The sequence below is a fragment of the Mesorhizobium sp. M0983 genome (assembly GCF_040318975.1).
Lineage (GTDB): Bacteria > Pseudomonadota > Alphaproteobacteria > Rhizobiales > Rhizobiaceae > Mesorhizobium.
Window position 1 is genome coordinate 267393 of record NZ_JAMYNH010000002.1, and the last position, 16957, is coordinate 284349.

Annotated in this window: 18 protein-coding genes; 9 read left to right on the top strand and 9 right to left on the bottom strand. The window is 64.2% G+C overall.

The annotated features are described in order from the left end of the window. Positions 1–14: 14 nt before the first annotated feature. Complete coding sequence (petA, locus tag NKH71_RS04925) at positions 15–575, bottom strand: ubiquinol-cytochrome c reductase iron-sulfur subunit (protein ID WP_023719206.1); 561 nt, start codon at positions 573–575, stop codon at positions 15–17. A gap of 280 nt (positions 576–855) precedes the next feature. Here petA and NKH71_RS04930 point away from each other — a divergent pair, with 280 nt between their 5' ends. Beyond that, positions 856–1200, top strand: coding sequence for a cupin domain-containing protein (locus NKH71_RS04930; RefSeq protein WP_352787749.1), 345 nt, complete (start codon positions 856–858; stop codon positions 1198–1200). 27 nt (positions 1201–1227) lie between these two features. Here NKH71_RS04930 and NKH71_RS04935 read toward each other — a convergent pair whose 3' ends face one another. The 4 genes from NKH71_RS04935 to NKH71_RS04950 are packed head-to-tail and all read right to left on the bottom strand — an operon-like array spanning position 1228 to position 5905. Continuing rightward, positions 1228–1542 (bottom strand): DUF6665 family protein, encoded by a 315-nt coding sequence (locus NKH71_RS04935; protein WP_352846587.1) that lies wholly within the window; start codon positions 1540–1542, stop codon positions 1228–1230. A 24-nt stretch (positions 1543–1566) separates the two neighbouring features. Further along, entirely contained in the window at positions 1567–3450 is a 1884-nt protein-coding gene (locus NKH71_RS04940) for an ABC transporter ATP-binding protein (protein ID WP_352546823.1), read from the bottom strand. After that, positions 3447–5336, bottom strand: coding sequence for an ABC transporter ATP-binding protein (locus NKH71_RS04945; RefSeq protein WP_352482081.1), 1890 nt, complete (start codon positions 5334–5336; stop codon positions 3447–3449). Before NKH71_RS04945 ends, NKH71_RS04940 begins: the two co-directional genes overlap by 4 nt. A gap of 26 nt (positions 5337–5362) precedes the next feature. After that, positions 5363–5905: a hypothetical protein gene (locus NKH71_RS04950; protein WP_352482080.1), complete on the bottom strand. Its 543-nt coding sequence runs from the start codon at positions 5903–5905 to the stop codon at positions 5363–5365. A 283-nt stretch (positions 5906–6188) separates the two neighbouring features. Between NKH71_RS04950 and NKH71_RS04955 the strand changes: the two genes are divergently transcribed. Both NKH71_RS04955 and soxR read left to right on the top strand, forming a co-directional pair. Next, on the top strand, positions 6189–6647 hold the full coding sequence (locus NKH71_RS04955) for a tRNA (cytidine(34)-2'-O)-methyltransferase (RefSeq protein ID WP_023719212.1): 459 nt from the start codon (positions 6189–6191) through the stop codon (positions 6645–6647). 170 nt (positions 6648–6817) lie between these two features. Further along, complete coding sequence (gene soxR, locus NKH71_RS04960) at positions 6818–7264, top strand: redox-sensitive transcriptional activator SoxR (RefSeq protein ID WP_023719213.1); 447 nt, start codon at positions 6818–6820, stop codon at positions 7262–7264. On the opposite strand, the gene NKH71_RS04965 is transcribed toward soxR, so the two are convergent. Continuing rightward, entirely contained in the window at positions 7261–7518 is a 258-nt protein-coding gene (locus tag NKH71_RS04965) for a hypothetical protein (protein WP_352787754.1), read from the bottom strand. The two genes, soxR and NKH71_RS04965, sit on opposite strands and share 4 nt — an antisense overlap. 105 nt (positions 7519–7623) lie before the next feature. Here NKH71_RS04965 and hemF point away from each other — a divergent pair, with 105 nt between their 5' ends. From hemF to NKH71_RS04980, 3 genes are all read left to right on the top strand, one after another. Continuing rightward, positions 7624–8538, top strand: coding sequence for an oxygen-dependent coproporphyrinogen oxidase (gene hemF, locus NKH71_RS04970; protein ID WP_352787757.1), 915 nt, complete (start codon positions 7624–7626; stop codon positions 8536–8538). A 258-nt stretch (positions 8539–8796) separates the two neighbouring features. After that, a complete protein-coding gene (locus tag NKH71_RS04975; RefSeq protein WP_023679489.1) occupies positions 8797–9057 on the top strand; it encodes a DUF1344 domain-containing protein in 261 nt (86 codons plus the stop codon). Between the two features lie 286 nt (positions 9058–9343). Then, the gene (locus NKH71_RS04980; protein WP_023679490.1) at positions 9344–9529 is read left to right on the top strand and encodes a DUF1059 domain-containing protein; all 186 of its coding nucleotides are present in this window, start codon (positions 9344–9346) and stop codon (positions 9527–9529) included. A 3-nt stretch (positions 9530–9532) separates the two neighbouring features. Here NKH71_RS04980 and NKH71_RS04985 read toward each other — a convergent pair whose 3' ends face one another. Genes NKH71_RS04985 through NKH71_RS04995 form a run of 3 tightly spaced genes read right to left on the bottom strand, consistent with a single transcriptional unit; the run spans position 9533 to position 12073 of the window. Further along, positions 9533–10801, bottom strand: a complete 1269-nt coding sequence (locus NKH71_RS04985; protein WP_352482077.1) for a CCA tRNA nucleotidyltransferase — start codon at positions 10799–10801, stop codon at positions 9533–9535. Further along, entirely contained in the window at positions 10798–11430 is a 633-nt protein-coding gene (locus NKH71_RS04990; RefSeq protein WP_023719217.1) for a CoA pyrophosphatase, read from the bottom strand. Before NKH71_RS04990 ends, NKH71_RS04985 begins: the two co-directional genes overlap by 4 nt. Before the next feature lie 13 nt (positions 11431–11443). Continuing rightward, a complete protein-coding gene (locus tag NKH71_RS04995) occupies positions 11444–12073 on the bottom strand; it encodes a DUF1285 domain-containing protein (RefSeq protein WP_023719218.1) in 630 nt (209 codons plus the stop codon). Positions 12074–12218: 145 nt separating this feature from the next. Between NKH71_RS04995 and NKH71_RS05000 the strand changes: the two genes are divergently transcribed. The 3 genes from NKH71_RS05000 to NKH71_RS05010 are packed head-to-tail and all read left to right on the top strand — an operon-like array spanning position 12219 to position 16956. Next, positions 12219–13223 (top strand): AAA family ATPase, encoded by a 1005-nt coding sequence (locus tag NKH71_RS05000; protein ID WP_023719219.1) that lies wholly within the window; start codon positions 12219–12221, stop codon positions 13221–13223. After that, positions 13223–14137 carry a DUF58 domain-containing protein gene (locus tag NKH71_RS05005; protein ID WP_352546818.1) on the top strand — a complete coding sequence of 305 codons (915 nt, stop codon included), beginning with the start codon at positions 13223–13225 and terminating at the stop codon, positions 14135–14137. The genes NKH71_RS05000 and NKH71_RS05005 overlap by 1 nt, the downstream gene beginning before the upstream one ends. Next, the gene (locus NKH71_RS05010) at positions 14134–16956 is read left to right on the top strand and encodes a DUF4159 domain-containing protein (RefSeq protein WP_352894592.1); all 2823 of its coding nucleotides are present in this window, start codon (positions 14134–14136) and stop codon (positions 16954–16956) included. Before NKH71_RS05005 ends, NKH71_RS05010 begins: the two co-directional genes overlap by 4 nt. The last annotated feature ends 1 nt before the right edge of the window (position 16957 follow it).

Below are 16957 nucleotides of genomic sequence, written 5' to 3' on the forward strand. Positions count from 1 at the left end.
AAATATCCCTTGCCTCAGCCGATACGGATCTTGGTGTCGGAAATAAACTGGAACACCGGTACCGCCATGTTCTCGGGTGCCGGCCCCTTCCGGATGCGGCCGGCGGTGTCGTATACGGAACCGTGGCACGGGCAGAACCAGCCGCCGAAATCGCCTTCCTGGCCGAGCGGGATGCAGCCGAGATGGGTGCAGACCTGGACCATCACCATCCACGCTTCCTTGCCCGGCGTGGTGCGGTTGGCGTCGGTCGCCGGCGCGTCGGCCGGCAAATTGGCATTGCGGGCAATTGGATCCTTGAGCTCGGCGAGATTGACCGCCTCGCCGTCCTTCATCTCTTGCTCAGTGCGGTTGCGCACGACCACCGGCTTGCCCCGCCACTTCACAACGAGCGACATTCCTGGCGTCAGCGAAGAGACGTCGACCTCAACCGAGGCAAGGGCCAGCGTCGAGGCATCCGGACGCATCTGATCGATGAACGGCCAAGCGACGGCGCCCGCGCCGACCACCGCGGCCATGCCGGTGGCGACGTAGAGAAAATCACGACGGTTGGGATCCTGGGTGTCGGTTGCGCTCACGGGTGCCTGATCCTTTCGCCTCTTCCATGCCGGCGGCCGAGCCTTGTTCCCGCTCAATCGCGCCGGCCCGACAGCGCATGGCGAACAGGCTAGCGAATTCCTCCGGCATTTGGGACTTGGGTTTATGCGTGAAGCCTGTTTTTGTCCAGACGGGTGAAGGCACAAGGGCAGATTGTCGCGGGGACGTAATTTGCCCGATGGAATGATTGGAAAATCGCAGGAAAACCAAACGACTGCGTTCGCCTCGACAGCGGGCGCTGGCGCGGTTTATCCTCGCCCTATGGCGCATGTTATAGACCGCGACAAATGGGCCGAGGCGCCCGACCACTGGCAGGACGAGTTGCAATGCGGCGCCTACGGCTCCAACAGCTGCCTGATCTTCAACTACCTGCCTGAGATCGGCGGCGGCCCCAGGCTGCACAGCCATCCCTATTGCGAGATTTTTATCATCCGGACCGGGACCGGCCTGGTCACCGTCGGCGACCGGCAGATCGAGGCCACGGCCGGCCAGATCCTGATCGTACCGCCGGACACGCCGCACAAATTCACCAATCTCGGGCCAGGCCCGCTGGAAACCACCGACATACACGAGAACGGCAGCTTCATCACCGAGTGGCTGGAATAACGCCTCCCAAACCGATTCCGGTTTGGATCATACGCTGGCGCCGAGCCTGGCCAGCACGGCCTTGGGAATATTGTATTCCCGGATCACCGCGTCGTGCTTGCGCAGGCCGCAGAGTTCGCGCTGGATGAAATAGCCGTGCACCGCGTCGGCTGCGTCCTTGAGCAGCCGGGGTCGATCGTCGCTGTCGCCATTCTCGCGCAGCCTCGTCAGTGTTTTCTCGACGCGCCGGCCGGCGCGGCCGAGCGCTGCCGCCTTTTCGCCGAGGATTTCATGGCCAAGCAGATCCAACGCGCTCTCCTGCGCGCCGGACCGTCCAAAATTCGATGGCAATCTCACCGCCATGATTTCACTCCGGTCTATGGAAAACTACTCCGCCGGCCGGGTCTCGGCCAACGCGCTCTCTTCGTTGAACAGGAAGCCGCCGGACTGCCGTTTCCACAGCCGTGCATAGAGCCCGTCGAGCGCAACCAGTTCGTCATGCGTGCCTTGTTCGACGATGCGGCCCTCGTCGAGCACCACCAGCCGGTCGAGTGCCGCGATGGTCGACAGCCGGTGCGCGATGGCGATGACTGTCTTGCCTTCCATCAGCCTTGCCAGATTCTCCTGGATTGCCGCCTCGATGTCGGAATCGAGCGCCGAGGTCGCCTCATCGAGCACCAGGATCGGTGCGTCCTTGAGGAAGACGCGGGCGATCGCCACGCGCTGGCGCTGGCCGCCCGAGAGCTTGACGCCGCGCTCGCCGACAAAGGCTTCATAGCCAGTACGATCGCGACTGTCGCGCAGGCCGAGGATGAACTCCTGCGCCTCGGCCTTCTCCGCTGCCGCGATCACCTCGGCGTCGGTTGCTTCCGACATGCCGAGCTTGATGTTGTCGCGCAAGGAACGGTGGAAAAGTGCCGTATCCTGGCTGACGACGCCGATATTAGCGCGCAGCGAATTCTGCGTGACCCTGGAGACGTCCTGCCCGTCAATGGTGATCTTGCCGCTCTCGAGGTCGTAGAGGCGCAGGATCAGGTTGACCAGCGTCGTCTTGCCTGCGCCGGACGGCCCGACCAGTCCGACCTTTTCACCCGGCCGCACCACGAGGTCGATGCCGTTGAGCACGCCGGACCCCTTGCCGTAATGGAACTCGACGTTTCTGACGTCGATGCGCCCACCGCCAACGAGAAGCTCTTTCGCGTCGGGCGCATCGGTCAGGCCGAGCGGCTTCGAGATCAGCGCCTTCGAGTTTTCCAGCACGCCGAGGTTCCGCAAAATACTGTTGAGCTGCATCATCAGCCGGCCGAGCAGCATGTTCAGCCGCAGCACCAAGGACAGCGTGAAGGCGACGGCGCCGACGGTGATCGAGCCTTCGACCCAGAGATAGACGGCAAAGCAGGCGATCGCCGTGATCATGATCCCCGACAGCATGGTCAGCGCCATGCGCACGCCGGTCAGCCGGCGGGTGAACGGGCGCAGCGCGTCGAGATAGATGTCGAAGCCGTTCCTGATATAGCGGTCGTCGCCATCGGCCGAGAACAGCTTCAGCGTCTGCACGTTCGAATAGGAATCGACGATGCGGCCGGTGATCATCGAGCCGGCTTCGGCGGTGGCCTCGGCATGCTTGCGGATCGCCGGCAAATAGCGTCTGGCCAGCAGGCCGAAGGCTGAGATCCAGATCACCACCAGCACCGCCAGCCTGAGATCGAGCCCGGCGACCAGCGCCAGCGTCGTCACCGTATAGACGACCATGAACCAGACGACCTCGATGAAGCTTTCCATCAGATCGCCGGTCGCCTGCCCCGCCTGCCAGACCTTGGTCGCGATACGTCCGGCAAAATCGTTCTGGAAGAAGGCGTAGGACTGGCGCGACACATGGCGATGCGCCTGCCAGCGCACCAGATTATAGAAACCCGGCGTGATCGTCTGCTCGTCGACCAGCGCCGACAGGCCGACGACGATGGTGCGGATGACCAGCACCACGGCGATCATGAAGACAAGTTCGGGGCCGGCGGCAGTCCACAAGGCATGCCAGCTACGTTCGCCAGGAAGCTGGTCGAGGATGTCGACCAGCCGCCCGACGAAGTAGAACAGTCCGGCCTCGACCAACGGCGCGATGCCGCCGATCACCAGCATGGCGAAGAAAGCGATCTTCGCCTGCCCGACATAGTGCCAGAGGAAACCCCTGACGCCGGCAGGTGGCCGAAGGTCCGCGGGCTCCCGGAACGGATAGACCCAGTTCTCGAACCAGCGGTAGATGGCAGTCATCATTCGGCGGCTTCACCCTTGGCGAGTGCATCGTTGGCGGCTGCATCGTTGGCAGAGGGGCCGTCGTCGAGCAGGAAGCCGCCCGACTGGCGCTGCCAGAGCTGGGCGTAGAGCCCGCCGCTGGCAACGAGTTCCTCATGCGAACCTTCTTCGATGACGCGGCCCTTGTCCATGACGACGAGCCGGTCCATGGCGGCGATCGTCGACAGCCGGTGCGCGATGGCGATGACGGTCTTGCCTTGCATCAGTTTGTAGAGGTTCTCCTGGATGGCCGCCTCGGCCTCGGAATCGAGCGCGGACGTCGCCTCGTCGAGAATGAGGATCGGCGCGTCCTTCAGCATAACGCGGGCAATGGCAATGCGTTGCCGCTGGCCGCCGGACAATTTGACGCCGCGATCGCCGACATGCGCGTCGAAATTCTTGCGGCCACCGGCGTCCGAAAGCCCTGATATGAAATCAAGCGCTTCGGCGCGGCGTGCCGCCTCGACCAGCATCTCGTCACTGGCGTCCGGCCGGCCATAGAGGATGTTCTCGCGCACCGAACGATGCAGCAGCGAGGTGTCCTGCGTGACCATGCCGATCTGGGCGCGCAGCGAGTCCTGCGTCACCGCCGCGATGTCCTGGCCGTCGATCAGGATCTTGCCGCTTTCAAGGTCGTAGAAGCGCAACAGAAGATTGACCAGCGTCGACTTGCCGGCACCCGAACGGCCGACGATGCCGACCTTCTCGCCCGGCTTCACCGTCAGCGACAGGCTTTCGATCACGCCCTTCTGCTTGCCGTAGTGGAAGCGGATGTCCTCAAAACGGATCTCGCCCTTGGTCACGGCAATATCCTTGGCCCCAGGCCTGTCTTCGACGAGGCGGGGCAGCGAGATCGAGCTGATGCCGTCTTGCACCGTGCCGATATTCTCGAACAGCGTGGACATCTCCCACATGATCCATTGCGACATGCCCCACAGCCGAAGCACGAGGCCGATGACTAGGGCGACGGCGCCGATCGTCACGGCCTGGCCGAGCCACAGCCACAGCGAGATCGCCGTGACCGAAAACAACAGCAGCGAATTCAGGATGTAGAGCAGGCCGTAGAGCTGCGTCACCAGCCGCATCGACCGATAGACGGTATCGAGAAAGCCGGCCATGCCTTCCCGGGCGAAGGACGCTTCGCGCCGCGCATGCGAGAACAGCTTGACCGTCTGGATGTTGGAGTAGCTGTCGACGACACGGCCGGTCATGGTCGAGCGCGCATTGGCCTGCTCCTCACCGACCTTGCCCAGCCGCGGGATAAAATAGCGCAAGAGCAGGACATAGCCGGCAAGCCAGACGGCAAGCGGCGCCGCCAGCCGCCAGTCTGCCGAGCCGACGATGAACAGCATGCCGAGAAAATAGACGACGATATAATTGAGCACGTCGATGAGCTTGATGACGCATTCGCGCACCGCGAGCGCAGTCTGCATCAGCTTGGTCGCGATGCGTCCGGCGAACTCGTCCTGATAGAAGCTCATCGACTGCTTGAGCAGATAGCGATGCACCTGCCAGCGGATACGCATCGGATAGTTGCCCATCAGCGTCTGCTGGTTGAGGAGCGAATGGAACCAGACCGTCGCCGGCAGCGCGAAAACCACGATGAAGGCCATGCCGGCCAGCTTCAAGCCTTCGGTCTGCAGGAACGTCTCGCGATTCTGCGCCGACAGCCAGTCGACGATCCGGCCCATGAAGCCGAACATCCACACCTCAGCCAGCGCGATGGCCGTCACCAGCACCGCATCGAGAGCGATGTAGGGCCACGCGCCGCGCGTATAATGCACGCAGAAGGCGATCAGCGTCCTCGGCGGCTCGACCGGTTCCGCAGCCGGAAACGGATCGAGCCTTTTTTCAAACCAGCTAAACATAGTGATGCTCACAATATTGTTTCCGCTCACGCGGCACGGGAACGGACGACGTGCCCAGACCGCATGGCGTCAAGGACCGGCGATACGGAATCGTCCGCCTCGCCGGTCCTGCTTCGCGCTATATAGGTTGTCGCGGGCCTTTCGCCGACAGTTTCGTTTGACGATGCTGACGACGTTTTGACGATCCGGATTTTCGCGCCGGTTTTTGCACCAGGCCGGATGAGCCTGATGATCCGGCGCACCAGCGACGGCCGGCTATAGTCCGGAACGGCATGCGAGAAATCGACGTCCGGCAGCATGCCGCGATGCGGACGCTGGCGGGTCTCGGCGTGAACCGCCGACGAGTAGGTCTCGCCGATTAAAAGCGCCCAAGTCGCGGTTTTGCGCTCGTGCAGGCTTCTTGAGCCGGGTATTCTACAGGGATCGAACATCGGTCCGTCCTCCAGTTGAAGATGCAGATAGAAGGGTGAACCAACCCGGACCGTGGGCACGCGCCGCGCGGCAAGGGTGATATCGGTCGAAGCACGTTCAGGTGGGGCGTTCAGCCCCTTCGACAGCTTAAAAAACATCGCCGGATTCCTTCGAAGGCCGAAAAAGGTTTCGGCGGGAATCGGTGCGATTGAAGTCTAGAAGTTCAGGAGAATCGTCGTACCGAAACCGCCGTCGGGCTGGTAAGCCCACGAGAGGGGTGGTGGATGTGCATGGCCATCATGAATTACCCCTTCATCGGTTCGGGTTGACAATGCTGGCCGTATAACCGACTTCGCAGAAAATGACCACCCGCCAGTCCAGGAATTTCCAAAACCGCGAGAGCTCTGTGGCTGATCTGCCACTTATTAGAAAGACGCGGAAATGAACGACCGTCTCCGCATTGCGCTCTACCAGCCGGATATCGCCGGCAATACCGGGACTATCCTGCGCTTCGCCGCTTGCCTCGGCCTTGGGGTCGACATCATCGAACCGACCGGCTTCCCGCTCTCCGACCGGGCGCTGAAACGGGCCGGCATGGACTATCTCGAAATGGCGGCGCTGACCCGGCATGTCGACTGGCACGCCTTCGAGGACTGGCGTAAAGGCGAAGCGCGGCGGCTGGTGCTGCTGTCGACCAAAGCCGCGAGCGCCTATACGGATTTCGTCTTCACCGGCGCCGACGTTCTTCTGTTCGGCCGCGAATCCGCAGGCGTTCCGGATCATGTCCACGAGGCGGCGGATGCGCGACTGACCATCCCGATGCAGGGCACCGCGCGCAGCATCAACGTCGCGCTTTCCGTCGCCATGGTGGCTGGCGAGGCGATGCGGCAGCTTGGATAGGATTTGCAGACCGTCAGCGCGCGCGGCGAGTACGGCCGCTTTCTGGTCGACGACTGCGCCCTCTCTTGTCATTCTAACCCAGGCGCACATCGCCTTCTCCTGCGGTTTGCCTATCCAGAATTTCTTCGTTACAAGCTCAACTTAACTTGAGGTCAAGCGGAAAATCGGAGATGGCTGCGGCAACGGAATTGACAGTCGGCCAGGTGGCGATGCGCAGCGGCGTCGCGGTGTCGGCGCTGCATTTCTACGAAGCGCGCGGGCTGATCCGCAGCCACCGTACCGCCGGTAATCAGCGGCGCTACGGCCGCGACGTGCTGAGGCGTGTGGCGATCATAAAGGTGGCGCAGGAGGTCGGCATTTCGTTGGCCGAGATCGGCACAGCACTTCGATCACTGCCTGAAGGCCGAACGCCGACGCGCGAGGACTGGAATCTGCTGTCGACGGCCTGGCGCGACGAGCTCGACCAGAAGATTGCCCAGCTCAAGAAGCTGCGCGACGGGCTGACCGACTGCATCGGCTGCGGCTGCATGTCGATTGACAAATGCCCGCTGCGGAACAAGGGCGACCGGCTGAGCACCCGGGGGCCGGGAGCGAGACGGCTGTTGATCGAGCGTTAATCCGCCCCCGGCAGCCGCCTGATGGTGAATTCGATGACGTCGCCCGGCCGCTCAAACCAGCTCTCGATCTCGGTCCAATAGGCCTGCTTGGGAAAGCGCTCGAACCATTCCTTCGCCTTGAGACGAGCGTCGGAGCGCGGCAGCACGAAGGTCTCGCGCAGAAATCCGTCGCGCGGCATGCGCGCGTTCTCGGCGCGTGAACGGTCGAGCCTCTTCTTCAGGCCATCCAGCGGCGGTCTTGCCGGGGTGCGCACGAAAGACCTCCATTCACACTTGACCCTTGCACCTAAGAGATTAGGGATCGCGGCCGGAAAAGACGAGTCATTTGTCGGGGTACGCCCCGCAACCGGAGACAGGATTTGCAACGACCCGAGATACCGGCGGGGCTGCCAGCCGACATCGAACAGAAGAAGACGAAGGCACGGCTGTGGTTCGAGACGTTGCGCGAGCGCATCTGCGCCAGCTTCGAGCAGATCGAGCAGGACCTGCAGGGGCCGCAGGCCAGCTGGTCGCCCGGTCGCTTCGAAAAGACGCCGTGGCAACGCGATGCCGGCAAGGGCGGCGGCGGCATCATGTCGATGATGCACGGCCGCGTCTTCGAGAAGGTCGGCGTCCACACCTCGACCGTCCATGGCGAGTTCTCGCCCGAATTCAGGAAGCAGATGCCGGGCGCCGAAGAGGACCCGTCCTTCTGGGCGAGCGGCATTTCGCTGATCGCCCATCCGTGGAACCCCAACGTGCCGGCCGTGCATATGAACACGCGCATGGTCGTCACCTCGCGCCAGTGGTTCGGCGGCGGCGCCGACCTGACACCGGTGCTCGACCGCCGCCGCAGCCAGGACGACCCCGACACGATCGCCTTCCACAGGGCGATGCAATTTGCCTGCGAGAAGAACGCGGCGATCGCCGACTACGCGAAATTCAAGGCCTGGTGCGACGAGTACTTTTACCTGCCGCACCGCGACGAGCCACGCGGCACCGGCGGTATCTTCTTCGACTGGCTGCATTCGGGCGAGGACAAAGGCGGCTGGGACGCCGATTTCAACTTCGTCCAGGATGTCGGGCGATCCTTTCTCGTCGTCTACGGGCATCTGGTGCGCGCCAACTTCAACGACAACTGGACCGATGGCGACCGTGACGAGCAGCTCATCCGCCGCGGCCGCTATGTCGAATTCAACTTGCTTCACGATCGCGGCACCATCTTCGGGCTGAAGACCGGCGGCAATGTCGCCTCGATCCTGTCCAGCCTGCCGCCAGAGGTGAAATGGCCGTAAAATCTCGGTGAGCGCGACGTGAGCCGCAATCGGGTCCAAATCCCGAGAATTTGACGGCGAATGTGGCGCAAGGCGCGCCAGAAAATATCTTTTTCGTCTAATATACTATTGAAAATATTGGGCTATTTGTCGCGTCGGGCCGGGAAACGCCGGCGGTTCTTACCCCCCGAGAGCTGCGACCCGACGTGACCGGACGGCCCATGATTAAGTGGGGTACCTCTCCCAAGCAGGTGCCCGCATTTTCCAGGAGAGCATGCCATGCGCAAGCTTATTATGACCGCAGCCGCTGCTGCCGTTCTCGCCTCTGGTACCGCCGCATTCGCCGCGGTCAAGCACACCACCGGCACGATCAAAAGCTTTGATGGAACGGCGATGAGCCTAGTTCTGGATAACGGAGCCACCTTTACGTTGCCCCAGACCTTCAAGGATCCTGGCCTGAAGGTCGGCGAAAAGGTCCGCGTCACGTGGGATATGAGCGGCAAGGACAAAATTGCCGAGGCAGTCAAGATCGTGAAGTGATGGCCTGCCCGCTGGAGCAAGACAACGTCTTGCCTCGGAGGTAGCGTAGAGGGCGGAGCAGCGATGCTCCGCCTTTTCGCAAACCCGTACACTAGAACGCCGCTTGTCGGCTTGGACGCGCGGCGCTCTAAGGCAACCAAAACCGTTCGATCGTGTTATGCTTAGCTGGCCAGCGTATAACCCGAATGCCGGAACCCGGTTTCGAGATCATGCGCGAGATCAAAGGTCTGGAGCTTCCGCGTCAGTGCGCTGCGCGGCGCTCCAAGGAGGAAATGAGGAGAAGCCGATGAAGGAATTCCATTGCGGGTCGCTCGTACCCGGCTGCGAGTGGCACACACGCGCCGAGGAGGAGGCAGAGGTCATGCGTCGTGCCGTCGAGCATCTGCGCGAGACGCATGGCGAGACGGTGATCCGCGAGACGATGATCGAGGCGATCCGCTCGCGCATCGAAAAGGTCCGCGACGCAGCGTGATGGTTAGGATTGGAGTGCCTCTGCGGCGCGCTTGAGCAGCGCGCCGCGATCAAGCGCAAAACCGGACTCGACCCATTCCTTTTCAAGATTCTTCAACGTTGCACCAAGCTTCGGCCCCGGTGAGGCGCCAAGTGTCGTCAGATCGGCGCCCTTGATCGGAAAAACAGGGCTTTGCCATTTTGCGGCGAAGGCAAGCAGGCGCGAGAAGCCGCCGGCTTCGAGCAGTGCGTCATTGTCTTCGACCGCGCGGGCTCGAGCGGAAGCGAGCGACAGCCGCAACCGATCGACAAAGCCTTGGCGGTCGCCAGAATAGAGCTTTTTCGCCAACTCTCCTTCGGTTGTTTTCGGATCGATGGCAGCGGTCATCGCCCAGTACCGCAGGCGGCTTGCCTCGCTCACGGAAAGCCTCAATCTCTCGGCAAGCGTTTTCATGCGCGCGGCATCCGGCGGCACGATGGCTTCCAGCCTGAGCAGCGGGTCCGGCGCCCAGGCCAGATCCTTCTCGGTCTTGGTCAGCCCGTGGATGGCATCAATGCCCCATTTCTCGCTTTCCGGCAAAACGCCGGTCAGAACGCCGGCCTGGCGCATCCACAGCAGCGCCCGCGACGGATCTGGCGCTGACAGCAATTTCTTCAACTCCCACCAGACGCGCTCGACCGAGAGCTGGTCGAGCCCCTGCTTCAGCCGGGCGCAAGCCTTCAACCCTTCGGCATCCGGCCTGCCGTCCCCATACCAGGCGAAAAAGCGGAAGAAACGCAGGATGCGCAGATAATCCTCGCGGATGCGCGCTTCCGGATCGCCGATGAAGCGCAGCCGCCGCGCTTCGATATCGGCGATACCGCCGACCAGATCGACGACAGTTCCGTCAGCTTCGGCGTAGAGTGCATTGATGGTGAAATCGCGCCGCTCCGCGTCGGCTTTCCAGTCGCGGCCGAACGACACTTTGGCGCGGCGGCCGTCGGTTTCGATATCGGCACGAAGCGTGGTGATTTCATAAGCCTTGCCGTGGGCGACCGCGGTGACGGTGCCATGCTCGATGCCGGTCGGCACCGTCTTGAAGCCTGCCGCCTCGGCGCGCCGGATGGTTTCCTCGGGCACTGTGGTGGTGGCGATGTCGATGTCGGCAACCGGCTGTCCGATAAGCGCATTGCGCACGGCACCGCCGGCGACACGCGCCTCCTCGCCACCGTCGGTCAGCGCGGCGAGGAGGCGCTGCAAGTGGCTTTCGTCGAGCCAGCCGGCCTTGCCCGCGATCGACACCGGATCGCTCACGAATAGAGCCTTTCATAAAGCGTTCGGATGATGCCCGCAGTAACGCCCCAGATGCGCTGGCCGCCATAGGGCATCTCGTAAAAGAACCATTCGAGGTCGTTCCACATGCGGCTGTCCCTGGTGTGGTTGGCGGGGTCCATCAGAAAGCCCAGCGGCACCTCGAAGACGGCATCGACTTCGTCGGAATTCAGCGTCAGGCTGAAACCGGGCCGCACAATCCCGAGCACCGGGGCGATGCGATAGCCGCTGCCGGAGACGTAGTCCGGCATGCGGCCGAGGATCTCGATATGATCCCCATCGAGACCGATCTCCTCGAACGTCTCGCGCAATGCCGCCGCTTCCGGGCTCACATCGGTTGGATCGATGGTTCCGCCGGGGAAAGCCACCTGCCCCGAATGGTTGCGCAGCTTTTCCGCCCGCCGGGTCAAAAGGACCGTGGCCTCGTGGCCATGGTCGACCACCGGGATCAGCACGGCGGCATCGCGCAGCGCCTTGGCCAGTTTCAGCCTGGGATGACCCGGATTGAAGCGGTGGTCGCCAAAATCGTCACCGGCATGCGCCTGCGGCTGCGCCACGACGCGCTGGCGAAACTCGGCGGCGGAAAATGGCACCGGCGTCACCTGATCCATCATAGGCGGTCCATCATGCGCTCAGCCGTTTCAGTTTCTCAGCCGGCATGATCGGATAGACCTCGCCTTTGGAACGGACGGCAAACATCGTCTTGCCGCCGATGTCGATCTCTTCGCCGTGCTCGACCAGCTCGTACATCACTGGCCGCGCCACCAGCGCTTCCAGCCGCCCGCGCACCAGCACATAGGGCTTCAGGCCACCTGTCTCGTCCTCGTCGACGAATCGCAGCGGATGCTCCGCCCCAGCCTCGACCACATCGCCGACATTGGTACGAAAGGTGATGATTTGCCCGTCGCCGGCGCCCGACACATCCATCTCGACGGCGATGAAGGGCGCGTCGGCGACGCGGATGCCGACCTTTTCCACCGGCGTCACCAGATAGGTCTTGCCGTCGTCGTCCTTGCGCAGCACCGAGGAGAAAAGCTGCACCAGCGGCATCCGGCCGATCGGCGTTCCCAGATAGAACCAGGTGCCGTCCTGCTTGATCTCCATGTCGAGATCGCCGCAAAATGCCGGATTCCAGCGTTCCACCGGCGCCGGCCCCTTGCCGGCGCGCGTCGCGCGCGAGACCAGCGCCTCTAGCCCACGCGCCTCGGTCGCGGCCGTCAGGCTCTCTTCACGATGCTCGGCGGCTTCTGTCATGGTCACGAAATAGTCACTGTTGTTCCGCTTGTCAGCCTAAGTCTGTGATTTAAGTTCTTTGCAGGCGCCATGCGAGGCCGAATCGCGGCATTCTGCGGCCCCCAAGGTGCCAAGCGGTATTTCCAACCAGAAGGATCGATGCTGCATGAGCGTTATGATCAAGGAAAGCCCGATCAGCGAAAAGGACATGGTGGCGCAGGCCGAGAAGGCGCTGGCTGACATTTCGAGGGTCCGCGACGGCGTCGGCCGGGTCATCTTCGGCCAGGAAAGCGTCGTCGAGCGCACGCTCGTGGCATTGCTGGCAGGCGGCCATGCACTGCTGGTCGGGGTGCCCGGCCTTGCCAAGACCAAGCTGGTCGAAACGCTGGGCATCGTGCTCGGCCTCGATTCGCGCCGCATCCAGTTCACGCCCGACCTGATGCCATCCGACATTCTCGGCTCAGAGGTGATGGAGCAGGATGAATTCGGCAAGCGTTCGTTCCGCTTCATTTCCGGACCGATCTTCGCGCAACTGCTGATGGCCGACGAGATCAACCGCGCCTCGCCGCGCACCCAGTCGGCGCTGCTGCAGTCGATGCAGGAATACCACGTCACCATTGCCGGCGTGCGCCATGACCTGCCGGCGCCGTTCCATGTTCTGGCGACGCAGAACCCGCTGGAGCAGGAGGGCACCTATCCGCTGCCCGAGGCTCAGCTCGACCGCTTCCTGATGCAGGTCGACATCCTTTACCCCGAGATCGAGGCGGAGCGCCGCATCCTGCTGGAAACCACCGGCATCGAGGATGCCAAGGCCGAAAACGTGCTGCAGCCGACGCGGCTGAAGGACATCCAGACGCTCATCCGCCGCATGCCGGTGCCTGAAAGCGTCGTCGAGGCGATCCTCAAGCTGGTGCGCTCGGCGCGTCCCGGCCAGGGCAACGCCGATACCGACAAGCACGTCGCCTGGGGCCCGGGCCCGCGCGCCAGTCAGGCGCTGACGCTGTGCGCCCGCGCCCGCGCCCTCTATGACGGCCGGCTGGCGCCGTCGGTCGACGATGTCCGCGCACTGGCCGAGCCGGTGCTGCAGCACCGCATGGCGCTGACCTTCGCCGCCCGCGCCGAGGGCACCACGGTACGCGACGTCGTGGCGAAGCTCGCGAAAGGGATTTGATGGCGCGCATCGGTGAAGCGCAGGCACCGACAGCGACGCGCGATGCGCTCGCCAGAGGCCGGTTGCGGGCTTCCCTGGTGCCGGACCTGCTGGTCGAGGCGCGCCGCATCGTCAACACGGTGATTGCCGGCTGGCATGGCCGTCGCAAGCGCGGCATCGGCGAGAATTTTTGGCAGTTCCGGCCCTATGTCGAAGGCGATTCCTCGCGCATCGACTGGCGCCGCTCGGCGCGCGACGACCACACCTATGTCCGCGACCGCGAATGGGAGGCCGCCCATACGGTGTGGCTGTGGGCCGACCCCTCGCCTTCCATGCTCTACAAATCGACCGGAGCCAGCGTTTCCAAGGAGTCGCGCGCTCTGGTGCTGGCGCTGGCCATGGCCGAGCTTTTGTCGCGCAGCGGCGAGCGCATTGCCTGGCCGGGCCTGACCGACCCGTTCACCGCCCGCAATGGCGCCGAGCGCATCGCGGCGCAACTGATGCACGCCGCCGACCTGCCGGCAAAGCCCGACCTGTCCGGCATCCGCCGCTTCTGCGACATCGTCATCGTCAGCGATTTCCTCGACCCGGTTGAGGACACCATAGCCTGGCTGGACGTGCTCGCCCGCCACGGCGTGCGCGCCCATCTGATCGAGGTCGCCGATCCGGCCGAGGAAAGCTTCCCCTATGCGGGGCGCACCGAATTCACCGATCCTGAGACCGGCGACAAGCTGACCGCCGGCCGCGCCGAAATGCTGGGCGAAGAATATCGCCTGCTTTATGCCGCCCGCCGCCAGGAACTGGCCGCGTGGTGCAAACGGCTTGGCTGGAGCTTTACCGTCAATCATACCGACCGCCTTGCCTCCGAGGCGCTGGTGCGCATCCACATGGCGATGACCGCCGAGGGCGCCTTTGCCGGGAGGGCTCGCGCATGAGTTGGCTGCCGCTCTCCTTCGGGGCGCCGATGGTGCTGTGGGGCCTGCTGGCGCTGCCGGTGATCTGGTGGCTTCTGCGGCTGACCCCGCCCAGGCCGCAAACCGAGGTGTTTCCGCCGCTCAGGATTCTCGCCCGCGTGCTGAGGCGCGAAGAAACGCCGCAGCAGAGCCCGTGGTGGCTGACGTTGCTCAGGCTGCTGATGGCCGCGCTTATCGTGGCAGCACTTGCCGAGCCCGTCTTCAACCCGCGCGAAAAGCTGCCGGCCGAGGGCGCTGCCCTGGCGCTGATGATCGACAATGACTGGGCAAGTGCCGCCGACTGGGGTAAGCGCGTCGCCACCGCCGAGCGGCTGATCGCCGATGCCAATTCGAACGGTGTGCCGGTGCTCATCGCTTTCACCGCCGAGAAGCCGAATGCCGAGATCGGTCCCTTCGATGCCGCTGCCGCGCTCAACCGGCTGCGCGCGGCAAAGCCGCGCCCGATCCCGACCGACCGCCCCGCCGTCTATGCCCGCGTCGCATCAGCCCTGGAGTCGCTGCCGGGCACCAGCGTTGCCGTGCTCGCCGATGGCCTGGCGGCGCAAGGCGACGAAGCCGCCTTCAACACGCTGTTGTCGAAGAACGCAGCACGCGTCGTCTGGGCCGTCTCCGACCGACTGTCGCTGACCGGCCTGACCGGCGCCGATAACCAGGTCGACGGCTTCGCCCTGACCGCCATCCGCGCACCGGGCGATCCGGCACCTGCACAGGTGACGGCCGGCGCCTTCGACGACAAGGGCCGCCGCATCGCCGACGCGACGCTGACCTTTGCCCCGGGCATAACCACCGCCACCGCCACGATGGCGGTGCCGTTCGAACTCCGCAACGACTTCGCCTACATCGCGCTCGATGGCGAACGCCAGGCCGGTGCCGTCCGCGTGCTCGATGAGAGCTCGAAACGCCGCCGCGTCGGGCTGCTGTCGCAGGCCGAGGCCGACCAGGCGCAACCGCTGCTGTCGCCGCTCTACTACATCCGCCGCGCCCTGCAGCCCTTCGCCGATCTCGTCGAGCCGTCCAGCGTCGATCTCGCCGATGCCATCCCGCAACTGCTCGATCAGAAACCGGCGATGATCGTCATGGCCGATGTCGGCACCATTCCGGAACAGGCCCGGGAAAGGCTAGTCGACTGGGTCGACAAGGGCGGCACGCTGGTGCGTTTTGCCGGTTCGCGGCTCGCCGCTGCCGGCAATGACGACGACCTGCTGCCGGTCCGGCTCCGCACAGGCGAGCGCTCGCTGGGCGGCGCGCTGTCATGGACGGCGCCGCAGCCGGTCACCGAATTCCCGAAAACCGGCCCCTTCGCCGACCTCGCGCCGCCCACCGAGGTCACCGTCACCAGGCAGGTGCTGGCCGAACCGACGCCCGATATCGTCGAGCGCACCTGGGCCACCCTTGCCGACGGTACGCCGCTGGTGACCGGGATGAAGAAGGACAAGGGTACGCTCGTGCTGTTCCACGTCACCCCCGAGGCGACATGGTCCAACCTGCCGATCTCCGGCAGCTTCGTCGAGATGCTGCGGCGCATCGTGCAACTGTCGCGCAACCAGGGAGCGGCGGTCGCCAATGCCGAAGCCGCCGCCACGTCGCTGGCACCTTATCGCATGATCGCCGCCGACGGCACGCTGGTGCCGCCGACGCCGGACGCCAGGCCGCTGGTGCCCGGCGCCGGCCCGCTGCCGGTGACGCTGGAAAACCCGCCCGGCCTCTACGGCTCCGAGACGGGGGTATTCGCTCACAATCTGCTCGGTGGCGACAGCGCATTCACGCCGCTGGCCCGGCCTGAGATCACCGTGCCGGTCACCACCGTCCAGTATGCCTTCGACGAGCAGCGCAACCTCAAAGGTCCGCTTGTCACGGCCACCCTGGTGCTGATGGTGCTCGACACGCTTGCCGTATTCTGGATGGGCGGCCTGTTGTCGCGCCGCCCGCGCCGTCCCGGTGCTGCGGCGACGGCAGCCGTCCTGCTGATTGCGCTCGGCGCCTTGATTGGCCACGCGGACGTCGCGCGTGCCGACGACGCCAAACCGGGAGATACGGAGGCGATCGGGGACATTTCAAAGACCCGGATCGCCTATGTGCTGACCGGCGAGCCGGGTGTCGACTCGATCAGCCGCGCCGGGCTCGAAGGCCTGACCCGCTTTCTCATCGAAAAAACCGCGCTCGAACCCGGAGCACCGGCCGGCGTCGACATCTCGAAGGACGAACTGTCCTTCTACCCGCTGATCTACTGGCCGATCGATCCCGCCGCCCCGATGCCGAGCGAGGCCGCCATCGCCCGTATCGACGCCTATATGCAGCAGGGCGGAACGGTCTTGTTCGACACCCGCGACCAGTTCGCCAACGGCATTGGTGCGGATTCGACCAGCCCCGCAACGGAGCGGCTGCGCGACATCCTCGGCAACCTCAACGTGCCACCGCTGGAACCGGTGCCTTCGGACCACGTGCTGACCAAATCCTTCTACATCCTTCCAGAGTTTCCCGGCCGCTTTGCCGGCAGCCCGCTTTGGGTCGAGGCATCGCTCGAAGCCAGCAACACCGAGCACCGCCCGGTGCGCACCGGCGACGGCGTTTCCCCGATCATGATCACCGCCAATGATTTCGCCGGCGCCTGGGCGGTCGACGAGAATGGCGACCCGCTATTGCCGACCGTGCCGTCGGATCCGATGCAGCGCATCTATGCGCTGCGCGCCGGCGTCAACATCATGATGTACATGCTGACCGGCAACTACAAATCCGACCAGGTGCACGTCCCGGTGCTGCTCGAACGGCTGGGGCAATAGA

Excerpts from the sequence above, each read along its gene's own strand:
- NKH71_RS04930 (WP_352787749.1), top strand. The coding sequence starts at position 856 with ATGGCGCATGTTATAGACCGCGACAAATGGGCCGAGGCGCCCGACCAC.
- NKH71_RS04935 (WP_352846587.1), bottom strand. The coding sequence starts at position 1,542 with ATGGCGGTGAGATTGCCATCGAATTTTGGACGGTCCGGCGCGCAGGAG.
- NKH71_RS04940 (WP_352546823.1), bottom strand. The coding sequence starts at position 3,450 with ATGATGACTGCCATCTACCGCTGGTTCGAGAACTGGGTCTATCCGTTC.
- NKH71_RS04945 (WP_352482081.1), bottom strand. The coding sequence starts at position 5,336 with ATGTTTAGCTGGTTTGAAAAAAGGCTCGATCCGTTTCCGGCTGCGGAA.
- NKH71_RS04950 (WP_352482080.1), bottom strand. The coding sequence starts at position 5,905 with ATGTTTTTTAAGCTGTCGAAGGGGCTGAACGCCCCACCTGAACGTGCT.
- NKH71_RS04955 (WP_023719212.1), top strand. The coding sequence starts at position 6,189 with ATGAACGACCGTCTCCGCATTGCGCTCTACCAGCCGGATATCGCCGGC.
- soxR (WP_023719213.1), top strand. The coding sequence starts at position 6,818 with ATGGCTGCGGCAACGGAATTGACAGTCGGCCAGGTGGCGATGCGCAGC.
- NKH71_RS04975 (WP_023679489.1), top strand. The coding sequence starts at position 8,797 with ATGCGCAAGCTTATTATGACCGCAGCCGCTGCTGCCGTTCTCGCCTCT.
- NKH71_RS04980 (WP_023679490.1), top strand. The coding sequence starts at position 9,344 with ATGAAGGAATTCCATTGCGGGTCGCTCGTACCCGGCTGCGAGTGGCAC.
- NKH71_RS04990 (WP_023719217.1), bottom strand. The coding sequence starts at position 11,430 with ATGGATCAGGTGACGCCGGTGCCATTTTCCGCCGCCGAGTTTCGCCAG.
- NKH71_RS04995 (WP_023719218.1), bottom strand. The coding sequence starts at position 12,073 with ATGACAGAAGCCGCCGAGCATCGTGAAGAGAGCCTGACGGCCGCGACC.
- NKH71_RS05000 (WP_023719219.1), top strand. The coding sequence starts at position 12,219 with ATGAGCGTTATGATCAAGGAAAGCCCGATCAGCGAAAAGGACATGGTG.
- NKH71_RS05005 (WP_352546818.1), top strand. The coding sequence starts at position 13,223 with ATGGCGCGCATCGGTGAAGCGCAGGCACCGACAGCGACGCGCGATGCG.
- NKH71_RS05010 (WP_352894592.1), top strand. The coding sequence starts at position 14,134 with ATGAGTTGGCTGCCGCTCTCCTTCGGGGCGCCGATGGTGCTGTGGGGC.